Source organism: Synechococcus sp. TAK9802 (genome assembly GCF_014279535.1).
Taxonomy (GTDB): Bacteria; Cyanobacteriota; Cyanobacteriia; order PCC-6307; family Cyanobiaceae; genus Parasynechococcus.
The window spans coordinates 248,382-261,945 of the sequence record NZ_CP047937.1; the positions used below are offsets into that span (position 1 = coordinate 248,382).

Annotated in this window: 12 protein-coding genes, 1 tRNA gene and 1 pseudogene; 5 read left to right on the forward strand and 9 right to left on the reverse strand. The window is 63.5% G+C overall.

From position 1 onward, the window contains the following. Window positions 1-39: 39 nt before the first annotated feature. Window positions 40-615 (reverse strand): thioredoxin domain-containing protein, encoded by a 576-nt coding sequence (locus SynTAK9802_RS01295; RefSeq protein ID WP_186496913.1) that lies wholly within the window; start codon window positions 613-615, stop codon window positions 40-42. 63 nt (window positions 616-678) lie between these two features. Between SynTAK9802_RS01295 and SynTAK9802_RS12490 the strand changes: the two genes are divergently transcribed. Beyond that, window positions 679-1,182, forward strand: a complete 504-nt coding sequence (locus tag SynTAK9802_RS12490; protein WP_255487800.1) for a hypothetical protein — start codon at window positions 679-681, stop codon at window positions 1,180-1,182. Window positions 1,183-1,317: 135 nt separating this feature from the next. On the opposite strand, the pseudogene SynTAK9802_RS12735 reads toward SynTAK9802_RS12490, so the two are convergent. Together SynTAK9802_RS12735 and SynTAK9802_RS12500 are read right to left on the reverse strand one after the other, a co-directional pair. Then, window positions 1,318-2,061: pseudogene (locus SynTAK9802_RS12735) on the reverse strand (transglycosylase SLT domain-containing protein); the annotation flags it as partial. After that, window positions 1,974-3,143 carry a lipopolysaccharide assembly protein LapB gene (locus SynTAK9802_RS12500; RefSeq protein WP_255487801.1) on the reverse strand — a complete coding sequence of 390 codons (1,170 nt, stop codon included), beginning with the start codon at window positions 3,141-3,143 and terminating at the stop codon, window positions 1,974-1,976. The pseudogene SynTAK9802_RS12735 and the gene SynTAK9802_RS12500, both read right to left, overlap by 88 nt. A 153-nt stretch (window positions 3,144-3,296) precedes the next feature. Here SynTAK9802_RS12500 and glmM point away from each other — a divergent pair, with 153 nt between their 5' ends. After that, on the forward strand, window positions 3,297-4,691 hold the full coding sequence (gene glmM, locus SynTAK9802_RS01305) for a phosphoglucosamine mutase (RefSeq protein WP_186496915.1): 1,395 nt from the start codon (window positions 3,297-3,299) through the stop codon (window positions 4,689-4,691). Here glmM and SynTAK9802_RS01310 read toward each other — a convergent pair. The 4 genes from SynTAK9802_RS01310 to SynTAK9802_RS01325 are packed head-to-tail and all read right to left on the reverse strand — an operon-like array spanning window position 4,678 to window position 8,978. Then, the gene (locus SynTAK9802_RS01310; protein ID WP_186496917.1) at window positions 4,678-5,631 is read right to left on the reverse strand and encodes a BadF/BadG/BcrA/BcrD ATPase family protein; all 954 of its coding nucleotides are present in this window, start codon (window positions 5,629-5,631) and stop codon (window positions 4,678-4,680) included. The two genes, glmM and SynTAK9802_RS01310, sit on opposite strands and share 14 nt — an antisense overlap. Next, window positions 5,628-6,944 (reverse strand): IctB family putative bicarbonate transporter, encoded by a 1,317-nt coding sequence (locus SynTAK9802_RS01315; protein WP_186496919.1) that lies wholly within the window; start codon window positions 6,942-6,944, stop codon window positions 5,628-5,630. Before SynTAK9802_RS01315 ends, SynTAK9802_RS01310 begins: the two co-directional genes overlap by 4 nt. 9 nt (window positions 6,945-6,953) lie before the next feature. Continuing rightward, window positions 6,954-7,658: a tRNA (guanosine(46)-N7)-methyltransferase TrmB gene (gene trmB, locus SynTAK9802_RS01320; RefSeq protein WP_186496921.1), complete on the reverse strand. Its 705-nt coding sequence runs from the start codon at window positions 7,656-7,658 to the stop codon at window positions 6,954-6,956. 24 nt (window positions 7,659-7,682) lie between these two features. Continuing rightward, window positions 7,683-8,978 (reverse strand): FIST N-terminal domain-containing protein, encoded by a 1,296-nt coding sequence (locus SynTAK9802_RS01325; RefSeq protein WP_186496923.1) that lies wholly within the window; start codon window positions 8,976-8,978, stop codon window positions 7,683-7,685. Window positions 8,979-9,047: 69 nt separating this feature from the next. Here SynTAK9802_RS01325 and SynTAK9802_RS01330 point away from each other — a divergent pair, with 69 nt between their 5' ends. Together SynTAK9802_RS01330 and SynTAK9802_RS01335 are read left to right on the forward strand one after the other, a co-directional pair. After that, window positions 9,048-9,659, forward strand: coding sequence for a DUF3177 family protein (locus tag SynTAK9802_RS01330; protein ID WP_186496925.1), 612 nt, complete (start codon window positions 9,048-9,050; stop codon window positions 9,657-9,659). After that, window positions 9,659-9,952, forward strand: coding sequence for a hypothetical protein (locus tag SynTAK9802_RS01335; RefSeq protein ID WP_186496927.1), 294 nt, complete (start codon window positions 9,659-9,661; stop codon window positions 9,950-9,952). Before SynTAK9802_RS01330 ends, SynTAK9802_RS01335 begins: the two co-directional genes overlap by 1 nt. On the opposite strand, the gene ileS is transcribed toward SynTAK9802_RS01335, so the two are convergent. Both ileS and SynTAK9802_RS01345 read right to left on the reverse strand, forming a co-directional pair. Then, a complete protein-coding gene (gene ileS / locus SynTAK9802_RS01340; RefSeq protein WP_186496929.1) occupies window positions 9,937-12,861 on the reverse strand; it encodes an isoleucine--tRNA ligase in 2,925 nt (974 codons plus the stop codon). The genes SynTAK9802_RS01335 and ileS overlap by 16 nt on opposite strands. A gap of 27 nt (window positions 12,862-12,888) precedes the next feature. Beyond that, a complete protein-coding gene (locus SynTAK9802_RS01345; RefSeq protein ID WP_186496931.1) occupies window positions 12,889-13,383 on the reverse strand; it encodes a Ycf66 family protein in 495 nt (164 codons plus the stop codon). Between the two features lie 54 nt (window positions 13,384-13,437). Here SynTAK9802_RS01345 and SynTAK9802_RS01350 point away from each other — a divergent pair. Then, window positions 13,438-13,519, forward strand: a tRNA-Leu gene (locus tag SynTAK9802_RS01350). Window positions 13,520-13,564 lie beyond the last annotated feature (45 nt).

The window sequence follows — 13,564 nt, forward strand, 5'->3', positions numbered from 1 at the left end:
CGTCAGAGTGACGAGTTGTGGTGATCATGGCGAGGCGTGTCAACCATGGCTGCGGGGCCCCGCGTTGGCTGGGCTCGAGGCCCCTGCCATCGCGTTGTTCGCGGAGGGGGGCGTCAGCAGCTGGCTGATGTTGCCGACGCCAGGCAAGGCCGGCAACGGCTGATTTTCAAGCAGTGCTGTGGTGAGTAGCTGGAGTTCCTCAGCGCTGCGCAAGCCGAGGGATCGCCCCTTGGCTTCCCCCTCAGCGTTGAACAGGTTCAACTGGGGAATGCCGTTGACGTCGTAGCGATCAACCAGATCTTGCCAACGGGGATTGTCGACGTTGACCAGAACAACATCGAGTCGATCGCGCGATTGCTTCTCCAAAGCCAGCATCGCAGGGGCCATCTCTCTGCAGACCTGGCACCAATCGGCGTAGAACTCGATCAGCGTTGGGCGTCCGTTGGTTAACGCTGTTTGTGGGTCGAGGGATCGTCTCGCCAGCTGCTCCATCGGGCTTTCGCTCTGAATGCCACCGCGTAGGACAACCAGGCCAATGGCCAGAGCCACCGCAATCAGCACCAGCACCCATCGCTGCGCTGTGCCCAGGGGCGAAGACTCCGGGGTGCCTGTCATCGCACGTCAACCGCAGCGATCACTCTGGCAGCACCTTTGAAAGGCCGCCGCTACCTTGACGCTATGCCAATTCTGCGACTGCTGAGCCTTCCGGTTCGGGCGCCGTTGCTGACGGTGCTGTTTCTCGTTGCGGTTGTGCTCGGCAACCATTGGCAAATTGTTCAGCCCTCCTTTACGTCTCTCTATGGCGTGAGTGCGGCCTGGTTCTGGGGTCTCGTGTTGCTGCAGACGCAGGTGGTTGTCGTCTTCTGCACCATGCCCGATCTGCTGTTGCGCCAGGTGTCGTTGCTGATGGCATCGAGCCGGGTGATGACGTTGGTGGTCACGCTGCTGTTGGTGATCACCGGTGGCATCTACCTGCTGAAGCTCAATGTGCTCACCGACGTGTTGATCTTGGCCTCAGCCGTGCTGTTGGCCAGGCTCGATCTCATCCGCATCGGTGTTCTGCCCGCCGCTGGGATCTGCCTGCTTCTGATGAGTTTGGTCGTGATCGCTGGCATCATCGCCGGCACGCTTCTGCCCCACCCCAGCGCCAGTCTCTTTGCAGAAGGGTTTATTGCCGCCTAGGTAGCCGAGCAGATTGTCCAGCACTTTCTTGGTGTAGAAGCGTGTTTCCGGGTAAGGAATGCGTTCAACCCAGAGCGCATCGTCGTCTTGATCCGTGGGTTGCATCCAAGAAGCCACAGCACCAGGCCCGGCGTTGTAGCTGGCAATGCTGCGGAAGGGGTCGTCCTCCCATTGCTCCAGCAGGTGGTTGATGTAGCGCGCGCCCAGTTCGAAGTTGTTGGCGGGATCTTTCAGCATTGGCGTGCTGGTCGGTGCGTCAGCCATCTCTGTGGCTGTGGAGGGCATCAATTGCATCACGCCTACGGCCCCAGCAGGGGAGACGACACCAGGAGCAAAGCGTGATTCCTGTTTGGCGATCGCTCGCAGCAGGTTGGCCTGAATACCTTCTTGCTCTGCTGCTGTCTTTATCTCAGCTTCGAAGAGGCGAGGGAATTGGCTGCGATGCAGGAGAGTCCGTTGATGGCAGCTCGGATCACGCCAGCGGAGGCTGAGCCACCAGAGCTGGTCCAGTCCCATCCAGGTGTCCCCGACGGCAAGGCGCAGCCTGCCTTCGGCGAGACGTTCTTCAGGTGGCGGCGGGACTGCAGGGTCTGCCTGGGCCTGCCAGGCCTCCCAGGCAGCGTGCACCTGGCCCAGGCGCCAAAGCTCGTTCACCAGGCGGTGATGGCTGTTGAGCGGTTGCCAGGCTGGCGGCTCCTGCTGCGGGTCTGGGGATCGCAACGCCAGGGGTTCGGCCACACCCAGGTGCTCCATGGCGCGCCAGCGGTAGTAGCCCCCGGGGAAGGCCCCGATCAGGCGGCGCCAGCTGCGTTCTGCCTTAGTCGTTTCGCCGAGTTGCTTGTGGCTAAGCCCCAACCAGAACAGCCGCCGCGTCTCCAACGGTGGAGGCAGGGGGCCATCTTTATCGGGGCGTTCCAGCAGGGCGCGGGCACGATCCCAATCTCCAGCCAGAAATGCCTCGCGGGCGAGGTCCCATTGGAGTTGCCAGATGTCGGGTCGTTGGGCCAGCGGCTCAGGGCGGCATCCGCCCCATCGCCGCCGGCGAGTCGCACGCGAGCTGCTGCAACAGCGGCTGAGCGCTCCTCAAGGGCAGCCGGAAGCGCATCCAGAACCCCAGGCTGGGCATCCAGCGGTTCACTCAAGATCCGTGCTGCTTCAAGGCTGGCGGGGTGGTTTGGGTGGTTCTGCGCCAGGGTCAGCAGCCGGGCTGTACCTGCATCAGGGTCGCCATGCAGCAGCAGGGAACGACCGATGGCCAGCTGGGTCTCAGGGGAGGCCTCAAGCTCCTGAAGACAGGTCACTGCGGTGTCGGCATGGCCTTGTTTTGCCAGTGCTTGCGCCAAGGTTTGGCGTTGGTCGGGTTGAGGTGCCTGCGCCCCCGTGGCCTCGCAGGCGTCACGCATCAGCCCAAGGGAGCCGGCTCGGCGCGCATTCCAACGGGCCAGGTGCAAGGCGCCTCGATGGCTTGCTAGCGCTTCGGAGCCATCCCGAGCCGCCAGGGTCAGTGCTGCGGGGTGTGCGGGTTGCTGTTGGAGCAGCTGCTGATGAAGAACGGGATTGTTGTTGCCAAGCGCCAATCGAGCCCAAGCGGAGCCGGGTGCTTCGGGAAAGCGATCCAACAGGCGCTGCCAGGTCTCAGCAGCGTCCGATGGCTTGCCCTGGGCGGCAGCGGTGAGGGCTGCCCGTTCGAGCACCACGGCCGCCATCGGATCGCGCCCCCAGCCTTGGCCGTGGAGCAGTTGCGGTGACCCATCCCTCGCCACCATCAATAGGGCGGCCTCTCGACGGGTCTGCGGATCGATGGCCCAGCGGTAGTGCTGCCAGAGCCTTGCCTGCGAGACCTCAGGCGTGAGGCGCTGATGCTGCTTGTTCAGAAGCAGCTGCCCGCCCCATGCAGCTAACCCACTGAAACCAGCAACCGAAAGCAGCAGCAGCGTTTCGATTCGCGGCCCTGCCTGCACACCCAACCTTGAACTCGTTTCATTCTGATGCTTCAAAGAGAGTTGGCGAGCCTTTGATCGCTTGTGGGCCGTGGAGGGCAGAGCTGCGCCTGTCACGTCCCTGGGAATCAGCCTCAGAGGTGCTTCCTATGGTGCTATCCACGATTGAGACCCATGGTTCAAGAGGCGTGCTCCCCGATCGGCCCCGCTCTCGGTGATGCTGCGCCAGGGTTTGGAACCGATGGAATCCGTGGGCTCGCCGGCACGGTTCTCACCCCCGCTCTATGTCTTCAGGTGGGCTATTGGGTCGGTCGGGTTCTGCAGGCGGAAGGTCCTGTGCTGATCGGGATGGACTCCCGGACCAGCGGCAGCATGGTGGTTGCTGCCCTGACGGCCGGCTTGACGGCCGCTGGTCGCGATGTGTGGACCCTTGGGCTCTGTCCGACGCCGGCGGTTCCGTTGTTGATCCGCCAGCTGGGGGCCGCCGGCGGCCTGATGGTCTCCGCCAGCCATAACCCCCCGGCAGACAACGGCATCAAAGTGTTTGGGGCCGATGGCGCCAAACTCAGCGCCTCCCGTCAAGCCCAGGTGGAAGCCGGTCTGCAGGGGCAGACGCCCATGGCTGAGCAAGCAACATTCCGCTGCGGTGTGGCGCGATCCAGCGCCGATCTCCTGGATGGCTACAGAGAGGTGTTGCAGCAATCGGTGGCTGAACGGCGACTGGATGGCGTTCCCATCGTTTTGGACCTCTGCTGGGGATCCGCGACGGCGTGCGGTGCCGATGCCTTCCGTGCCCTGGGGGCTGATCTCACCGTGCTCCATGGGGAACCCGATGGCTCCCGCATCAACGTGGCTTGCGGGTCAACCCATCTGGAACCGCTGCAACGGGCTGTGATCGAGCGCGGCGCGGCGATGGGTTTTGCCTTTGATGGTGATGCCGATCGGATGCTGGCGGTGGACGGCCGCGGCCGGATCATCGACGGCGACCACGTGCTGTTTCTCTGGGGATCCGTGCTGCAGGAGCAGCAGGCGCTCCCCGATCAGCGGTTGGTGGCCACTGTGATGTCGAACCTTGGCTTCGAGCGTGCTTGGCAGCAGCGGGGCGGCACTCTCGATCGCACGCCGGTGGGAGATCAGCACGTCCATGCCGCCATGGTGGCCAGTGGCGCGGGCCTCGGTGGAGAACAATCCGGCCACATCCTTTCCGCCTCCCATGGGCTGTGTGGCGATGGTGTTCTGACCGCCGTTCAGTTGGCCACCTTGTGCCATGCCCAGGGCATCAGCCTGGGCGATTGGTTGGACCGCAGTTTCCAGGCCTACCCGCAGAAATTGGTCAATGTGCGGGTGATCGACCGTTTGCGCCGTAAGAACTGGAGCGCTTGCACTGCTCTCACCGACGCCATTGCTTCAGCGGAGCAGTCGATGGGCGAGACCGGTCGCATTTTGGTTCGGGCCAGTGGTACAGAGCCCGTCTTGCGGGTGATGGTGGAAGCCGAGCAGTTGGACGCTGTGGAGCATTGGACGGGGCATCTGGCCGCCGTTGCCGAGGATCATCTCAACGCGGCCTGAGGCTTAAGCCCTCGGCCATCAGGAGGGCGCCATCACAGGCATCGCCCTTGGCCTTGCCCCATCGGGCTTCGGGAATCGACTGATGGATGGCCTGTTGCACGGCTGTGCGGAACCCCTGGAGATGGGTGACGGCTCCCCCATGGCAGACCACCAGGGGGGACCGCAGGGAAAGCTGCTGGGCCACGGTGCTGATGCAGCGGGAGAGGGCTGCTGCCGATCCCTGAACGATCTCCTCCGCGCCAGGGCAGTTCTTGGCTGCGGCTTCCACCACCAGTGGAGCCAAGGCTGCAAAGTCAGCCGTGCCGAAGTCCTGCTGCACCACCCGGGCTTTCACTGCGGCGTGGCTGTCGCAGTCAATCTGATTCCAGATCTGCAGGCGCAGCGGATGGTCGGGCAGGCGTCCATCGGCCATGCGCAGGGTCAGCTGCAATCCCTGGTGGCCCAGATCAAAGGCCGAGCCGGCTCCATCGAGCAGCCATCCCCAGCCGCCACAGCGGTGTTCATGGCCGTTCTCGTCTCGGCCCAGCACGATCATTCCGGTACCGCTGATCGCCAGGATTCCTGCGCCTTCAGGGATCGCACCTCGCAGGGCGGTGCGTTCGTCTCCAGTGACCAGCACCATGGTCAAGCCTGTGTCATCACCGATGGCCAGGGCTTGCCCCACCAAACGTTCAGCACGCTGTTGCAACGCTGTTCCGTGTTCGATGCCGCTGGCTCCCACAACTGCCGCCTGGATCACGCCATCGGGGTGATTTTTCAGGGCCTCCTGCGCACTGGTGCTGATCGCCTCGAGGAAACGACGTTCACCCTGGGGGGCATCCAGGTGGCTGACTCCGGGGCCCTCGCCTTCTCCAACAGGCTGGTGCACGCCGTTTTGAACCACACTGAGGCGGCAGCGGGTGTGCGTCTGTCCGGCATCGAATCCAGCGAGCAGTCTCATGATTCCCTGGGTCGACTCACCAGGCTGGCCAGAGCAAACCAGCCGATCAGCTGCACTTCGGGGCGGAAGAAGATTGTGTCGGTGCTGCCCTGCATCAGCAGGCCAGCGATGGCAGCGAGGCTGGCGATGGATGCCAAGGCGCTTGCAGCATCGGCATTGAGCTGCTTGAGGCCCTGCCTCAGGCAGCTGGCCAGCAATCCCAGGCAGGCCAGCAGCCCGGGAATGCCGGTTTCCACCAGGATTTCCAAGGGAACGGAGTAGGCACTGAGGGCGTTGAACTTCGGTTGCTGATACAGGGGATAGATGCTGTTGAAGGCCGTATTGCCAGGGCCGATGCCCAGCCAGGGACGGTCTTGCACCATCTGGATGGCCGCCATCCAGACGTTGATGCGGAAGTTGTTGGAACTATCCCCCCGACCTGCCAGCAGGCTGGTGATGCGCGTGCGGATCGGATCGATCTGGGTGGCCGCCACTACAAGGCAAGCGGCTCCAACCAGCAGCACGGCCAGAGGCACCAGACGTCTCCAGAGCGGAGGCCAGTGGCGTGTCCAGCGCAGCAGCAGCAACAACAGCAGCACGGCACCGGCAGCAACCATTCCCAGCCAGCCGCCGCGGCTGTAGGTGAACAGCGTGGCTGTTGCTGCCAACACCAATGTGGTTCCGGCAAACAGCTGGGCTCCCACCCCACGCCAGCGCACCAGTGCGATCGCTGCGAAGGGAATCAGCGGCAGCAGGTAACCCGCCAGGAGGTTGGGGTTTCCCAGGGGGCCATAGATCCGAACGGTGCCGGCACTGATGGAATTCGGATCGGCCCAGCCCGCCAGTGCCTCGCTGGAGGCATACAGCTGTCGCAAAGCCAGAACACTGCTGAGCAGCCCGCCACCCAGCAGTCCGGCGATCAGCCGGTTCCACCATCGGCTGTTGCTCAGCAGCAGCTTGCAGAGCAAGGCATAAACGCCCAGGTAGCTGAGCAGTTTGATCAGGCCTTTGCTGGCGGCGATTGGAACTGGAGAACACCCTGTGGCCACAATCGCGATGGCCAGAAAAAGCATCAGCCAGCGCGAGATGGTTCCGATGCGCTGTGGTGGCGGACTGCAGAGGCACCAGAGCAGCCACAGAACGCCGCAGGCTGCAATCACCAGGGCCAGGCCTGTGCGTGTGAAGAAAGGAAGACCGGTGAACAAGGCCAGCAGCAGGAGTCCCGCCAGCCCTTCAAGGCGTTTCAGCACCGCCTGATCCGGAGTGATCACCCCCTGCCAGCGCACCAACAGGGCCCCACTGCTTGCCGTCTGGGTTGCATCCGCAGAGGCCATCGTGGGGCTTCAGGTGGTGAGTGCTTCCGCCGGATTATCAATCTCCTGCCAGCGCTGTTCCAGATCTGAAACGGAAGGAAGTGGATTCTGGTTCCGGCGAAAGAGCACCCGGTAGACGGGGAGGTTTTGCTCAAGCACGTAGCGCTCCCGTTCCGTGGGAACCGAAAGCGGGTTGCTGGCGCGCCAGGGACGTTGGTCCTCGGCGGGGCGGTCGAAACAGTCGCTGAGTTCGGTGAGGGCCACCATCGGCTTAATCACGTCAAGAACATCGCTCTGCAGAAACAGCTCACGGCCTGGTTGGAGTGCCGTTGCGATGGCCAGAAGCAGCGCGGGTTGAAGGACACGGCGCTTGTGGTGCCTTCGTTTGAACCAGGGATCGGGGAATTGGATCGAGACCCGCTGCAGTCGGTCCTGCTTCAGGGCCTTCATCCAGCCTTCCAGGCTGATGTTGGCGTTGCAGAACAGGATCCGAACATTGCCGTGCTCCGAGGCGAGCGCGTCTTGATCGGCAGACGTCACCAGCGGTCGGCGGATTTCAACGCCGAGATGATTCCAGTGGGGATCACGCTCGGCCAGGCCCAGCAGGCACCGTCCACGGGCACAGCCGATATCAAGATGGATCGGCTGATCAGGCACGCGAAACAGCTGCTCGGGTGGTGGTAGTTCCAGCGGCAACTGGAAGAAGCTGCTGAGGGGATTGACGTGCTGATGCAAGGTTCTGAAGCGGTGCGATCCGGTTCAATCGAGATTGTCAGAGCCACTGCCGGAGGAGCTGTCGGGGTCCTGGAGCAGCAAGCCCCAGCAGGCGGTGTAGCCATGCAGATGCGTCGTGCCGCCGACGGGCCCGATCTCCCCGTTGCAGAACGCTCCCGCCACAGGCAGGTCTGGCATCAGTTGGCGCGCCAGGCTGATGTCGCCATCGGCTCGACCAAACAGCCCCTGGCCCCTTCCCAGGCAGGCCATGAGCAGTCCGAAGTGGACCGTGTCGCCAGAGTCTGTCGTCGCTGCTTTGAGCAGGGCAACGGCTTCGTCCTGAGAGGCCGTGGCTTCGCGCAGGTGAAATTGCACGTTTTGGCCGGCGCGCACCCGCTCAGCAACGGCCACGGCGCCATTGTTGGGATCGACTCCGATCAGGTTGCGGATCAGGAAGGCACTCGCTTCCGAGGCTGCTCCATTGGGGTTCAGCCGCAGGCTTCTGCGTTCCACACCGAGGAACAACGAGTGACGCACCAGTTCGCGCTCCCGTTCGCTGAGGTCCGCCAGAACCCGTTGCAGGCAATTGATGGGGCTGGCCTTGGTGCTGCCATCACTGAGTTCCAGCAACACGTTGCGCTGCACCTGCTCGATTGAGAAGACCGGGCCGATGGGGCGGCAGCCCTGAGCTACAACGGTTTCGAGCCGCCAGCTCCCCCCGATGGAACACACCACTGCGCCGGTGACGACCTGGTCATCCAGCAGCAACGATCCGTGCGGGCTGTTATGAGGTGCGGCGATGCCGCCAATCTTTTCGGCACCCGGATAGGCGTAGTCCAGCCCGCTGATCAGGTCATTGATTCCACTGCTGGTGGGGTCGATCAGCAGGATCTGGCTGCGGGCATCCTCGGGGGTGATGCCAACCCAGTCTTGCCATTGCTGGGCGGCTCCATCCAGATCAGGCAGCTCCTCGGTGCTCAGGTGTTGAGTGGCGATCGATGCCCCCGGCAGGGAGAGCAGCGTCACGCTCAAAGCAGGTGTCTGCTCCAGTTCCGCGGCACTGCCGTCGCCGCGGGTGCCCACCACGCCGCCACCGGTGCATCCGATCCAATGCTTCGCGCTGATCTGGGCGCGAAGCATCGGCAGCAGCCGCGGCAGGTCGGTGGCGTAACCCGTGGAGGTGAAGACGAGGGCGAGATCGGCTTCGCCCTTGGATCGGCCCAGTTGCTCGACCACATCCCTTACGGCTTCATCCAGGGACGCTTTGCCAGACAATCCTGTCCGGCAACTGGCTTCAGCGCCCCCGGAGCGAAACCAGCTGAACGGTGCGAACGGTGCCATGAAGCGGACCCTATCAACCCTGGAGCACAGCTCGGGACGTTGATAATGGCGGCACTGTGACAGTCCCCAGTGAACGAGCTCACGTACCGCGCTCTGGTGTGGCTGACCTATCGCCTGGCCGCCACCTTCGCCGTTGGCGTGCCTCTGGTCCTGTTGATCTGGTCGTCCTGGCGTCGCGAGCCGTTGGTGCTTCGGCTGCTCGGGATCTACTGGAAAGTGGCCAGCCTGATGGCGATCAGTCTCTTGCTGCTGACGGATCAGCGGCCCTTGGGCTACGCCATGGCGGTTGTCGCCCCGGTGTTGATGGTGATCAGCCTGTGGTTCTGGGTCGACATCAATGAGGAGCTGGCCGACCAGCCGTCCTGGCGTCCGCTGCCCCTTGCCGTGAAGGTGTGGCGTTGGGCATTCAGTGGGTTTGCTCTCATCAGCCTGGGCATGAGCGTGACGGGTTTGGGCTGCATGCAACAGCTGGAGTCCTCGGCATGCCTTACCTGGCTGGAAGCTCCTCAGAGCATCCATGGTCTTGCGGCCACGGTGTTCAATTTTCTGTTCGGTGGTTTGTGGACCGAGGCCGTTGCTGCCTTTGTGGGGTACGTCGCCCTGGTGGCTTACTTGGCTGGTTTGCTGCAGTGGCTGTTGGTGCGTTTGCCCCGTTACGGCCGCGTGGCGGGGGATTTCTGATGGTTGACCAGGCGCTGGTTCAGGCCCTGGAGGAGCGAACACGTGTTCAGCCCCAGCGGGTTGTTCGCCTACGGGGTCAGGTCGGGGATGAGCCGTTTGAGTTGCTGATCTTCCGTGGGTTCAGCAGCAGCACCACCCATCCAACCGCCTTTGACCCCGACGCCTCTGTTCTCCCTGAGGGAACCAGCCTCGATCAGGCTGAGCTGCTGCAGGGGCCCTTGTCGCCAGGTCAAGAGTTTGTCCTGGCTGGACCGATGCCGCCGAATGATCTCCTGGCTCAGGCCAACTGGTGAGTCCGGCGTTCCAGAACCCCAACACAGCGCCCACAGATGTGGGGATGCTCCGGGTGCTGACCCACATCCCCCTCGTAGTGCCAGCAGCGCTCGCATTTGGTTCCCCGCGCTCGGCTTACCTCGATCGATGCGAGTTCGTCGTCCTGGCTGGCCAGCACTTCGGCCCAGGGCTCGCCGCCAATCTGCAGTTGTGAGACCAGCAGCCAGTCCCGCAGACCGTCCACCTCGGGATCCCCCGTCTCACTCAGCCAGGAGAGAGCGGCCTGGAGTTCCGGACGGCGGGCGTCAATCCGCACGGCTGCCTCAAGCGATGCGCCAAGTTCCTGACGGCCGCGGCAATCTTCAAGCACTTTGTTGACGGCGGCGCGGAGCTCACGCAGCTCTTGAACCGGAGCGCTGAGAGCAGCATCACGCCACTCGACTGGAACCGTCGGCCAGCCCCGGTGGAAGACCGATGTCTCCTCCACGGGGTAAGGCAGGTTCTGCCAGATGTCTTCGGCCATGTGGCACAAGACAGGAGCGATCAGTCCGGCCAGGCGTTCGATGATCAGGGCCATCACGGTCTGGCAGCTGCGCCGGCGCTGGTCGGCGGGGGCACTCACGTAGAGCCTGTCCTTGGCGATGTCGAGGTAGAAGTTCGACAGATCGGTGACACAGAAGTTCTGCAGCAGCTGGAAGAAGCGGAAGAACTCGAAGCTTTCGAAGGCTTCTGTGATGTCGTCCATCACCTCGGCCGTGCGCTGCAGCATCCAGCGGTCCAGCAACGGCAGTTCCGCAATCGGGATCGCGTCGGTTGCCGGATTGAAGTCGTGCAGGTTGCCCAGCAGATAGCGGCTGGTGTTGCGCACCTTGCGATACACATCGGCCAGCTGGCGCAGAATCCCGGCTCCGATCGGCACATCGGCGGAGTAATCCACCGAGCTCACCCAGAGCCGCAGCACATCGGCGCCGTAGGGCGGTTCCTGTTTCTGGTTTTTGCCCCCCTCGATGATCACCATCGGGTCGACCACGTTGCCGAGGGATTTACTCATCTTGCGGCCCTTCTCATCCAAGGCGAAGCCATGGGTGAGCACCCGCTTGTAGGGAGCGTGGCCATTCACGGCGACCGAGGTGAGCAGTGAACTCTGGAACCAGCCGCGGTGCTGGTCGGACCCCTCCAAGTACAGGTCGGCTGGATAGCTCAGGTTGTCCCGCTGGCTGGCGACGGCAGCCCAGCTTGAGCCGGAGTCGAACCACACGTCCATGGTGTCGGTGCCCTTGCGCCACTGATCGGCCTGGTCGGCGTAGGTGGGCGGCAGCAGATCCGCTTCGTCTTTCTCCCACCAGACGTCGGCACCGTGCTCGGCGATCAACGCCTGGATGTGCTCCAGGGTGTCGGCGTTCAGCAGCACCTCGCCGTTGCTGCGGTGATAAAAGACGGGAATCGGCACCCCCCAGGTGCGCTGACGGGAGATGCACCAGTCGCCCCGCTCCTTGACCATCGATTCGATCCGGTTGCGACCGGAAGCAGGGGTCCATTCCACGGCGGCGATCGCATCCAGGGCCTGTTGACGGAACCCTTCCACGGAGGCAAACCACTGTTCCGTGGCCCGGAAGATGGTGGGTTTCTTGGTGCGCCAGTCGTAGGGGTAGCGGTGGCCATAGGCCTCCTGCTTGAGCAGGGCCCCGGCGGACTCCAGCGCCTCAATGATCTTGGGGTTGGCATCCTTGAGCACATTCAGGCCCGCGAACGGCCCGGCCTCTTCGGTGAGGTTGCCGGCTTCGTCCACAGGGCAGAGCACCGGCAGGCCGTTCTTCTGGCCGGTGTGGAAGTCGTCGACGCCGTGACCAGGTGCGGTGTGCACGAGGCCTGTGCCTGATTCGGTGGTGATGTAATCGCCCCCGATCACCACCGGACTGGTGCGATCCAGCAGCGGGTGGCGGTAGGTCAGCCCGGCGAGCAGAGCGCCTTTGACGGTGGCGCGCCGGCTCAGTGGGCGCGCAAGGGTGCCGCTCAGCGTCTCTATCAGATCGGCAGCCACCAGCAGCAGTCGGCCTTCGCCGTCGTCGGCCAGGGCGTAATCGAGCCTTTCATTCACCGACACCGCCAGATTGGCCGGCAGCGTCCAGGGGGTGGTGGTCCAGATCGCCACCTGCAGGGCCTTCCCAAGGGCGTCCGTCTCCGTGGGCAGGTCCAGGCCCTCGGCCTTGAGTGCATCCCGCAGCGCCGCTGGAAGCTCCACGGCTGAGAAGGCGGCGTAGACGCTGGGACTGGTGTGGCCGTCGGGGTACTCCAGTTCCGCTTCGGCCAAAGCGGTGCGTGAACTCGGGCTCCAGTGCACCGGTTTCAGACCCCGGTAGATGTGCCCCTTGAGCACCATCTCGCCAAACACCCGAATCTGAGCCGATTCGTACTCCTTTTGCAGAGTCAGATACGGCTGCTCCCAGTCCGCCCAGATGCCCCAGCGCTGGAAGCCCTTCATCTGGCCATCCACCTGTTTGCGGGCGTAGGCGGCAGCCTTTTTGCGCAGCTTGATCGGTGTCAGCGCCTTGCGCTGCCCCTGATCCATCGACTGCAGCACCTTGAGCTCGATCGGCAGACCGTGGCAGTCCCAGCCCGGTACGTAGCGCACTCGCCGTCCGTTCAACACCTGATATTTGTTGATGACGTCCTTCAACACCTTGTTGAGGGCATGCCCCATGTGCAGAGCACCGTTGGCATAGGGCGGGCCGTCATGGAGGGTGAAAGTTGGGCCGCTGTTGTTCAGGCCCAGCTCGCCGTCGATGCCGTGGTCTTTCCAGAAGCCCTGCAGTTCAGGTTCGCGTTGGACGGCATTGGCGCGCATGCCGAATCCAGTCTGCAGCAGATTGAGGGTGTGTTTGTAGGAGGGGCGTTCCTCAGCGGCGGCGTCGCGCGTCTCCTTGCTCACGGGGTCCCTGCTCTGGCCTCGGGATTATCAGTCTTCGCCCTCTGGAGATGTGACCTTGGCGGCTTCGGCTGATTCGGTGTCGCTTGCGTCAGTGGTTTCGGGGGACTCGGGACGCACCCATGTTTTGCCCGTAACCCCTGATTTCCCGGCCGGTTTGAGTTGTTTGGCAATGCCGCTGATGCCTTCGCCCACGCGGCCCGTGGTGATCAACAGTTGTTGAAGGCTGGTGCGCCAATGATCGAGCGAGGTGAACCGCTGCTGCTCGGTTTCGCTGAGGCTGTTCCAGCGGGCCTGTCCGACCTCGGATCCCAAGCGTGCGATCAACAGGCCGGCACAGAGAACCGCCAGCATCGGCGCTCCCCGCAGACGGTCCGTGCTGGTGACCAGAACGAGACCCAGCAGCAAGACAACCGCGCCCCAAACACCATCGCGGGGACGACTGAGTTCAACGGCCAGAAGGGGAAGCAACAGGAGTGCCAGGCCGAGCAGGAGGCAGAGATCGCCGCTGAGGGTCGCAAGCATCCGAGGTGTGGCGGTCTGCTCCCATTCTGGTGCGATCTCTAGAGTCAGGTCGTTGCCCACCTGGCGGAATTGGTAGACGCGCTGGTTTTAGGTACCAGTGGCTTTGGTCGTGGGGGTTCAAGTCCCCCGGTGGGCATTCCTTTCCCTACCGTGGTTCGGGATCGTTACAGACTTGTTGCCT

Coding starts and splice junctions, on each gene's coding strand:
- SynTAK9802_RS01295 (WP_186496913.1), bottom strand. CDS start 615: ATGACAGGCACCCCGGAGTCTTCGCCCCTGGGCACAGCGCAGCGATGG.
- SynTAK9802_RS12490 (WP_255487800.1), top strand. CDS start 679: ATGCCAATTCTGCGACTGCTGAGCCTTCCGGTTCGGGCGCCGTTGCTG.
- glmM (WP_186496915.1), top strand. CDS start 3,297: ATGGTTCAAGAGGCGTGCTCCCCGATCGGCCCCGCTCTCGGTGATGCT.
- SynTAK9802_RS01310 (WP_186496917.1), bottom strand. CDS start 5,631: ATGAGACTGCTCGCTGGATTCGATGCCGGACAGACGCACACCCGCTGC.
- SynTAK9802_RS01315 (WP_186496919.1), bottom strand. CDS start 6,944: ATGGCCTCTGCGGATGCAACCCAGACGGCAAGCAGTGGGGCCCTGTTG.
- SynTAK9802_RS01325 (WP_186496923.1), bottom strand. CDS start 8,978: ATGGCACCGTTCGCACCGTTCAGCTGGTTTCGCTCCGGGGGCGCTGAA.
- SynTAK9802_RS01335 (WP_186496927.1), top strand. CDS start 9,659: ATGGTTGACCAGGCGCTGGTTCAGGCCCTGGAGGAGCGAACACGTGTT.
- SynTAK9802_RS01345 (WP_186496931.1), bottom strand. CDS start 13,383: ATGCTTGCGACCCTCAGCGGCGATCTCTGCCTCCTGCTCGGCCTGGCA.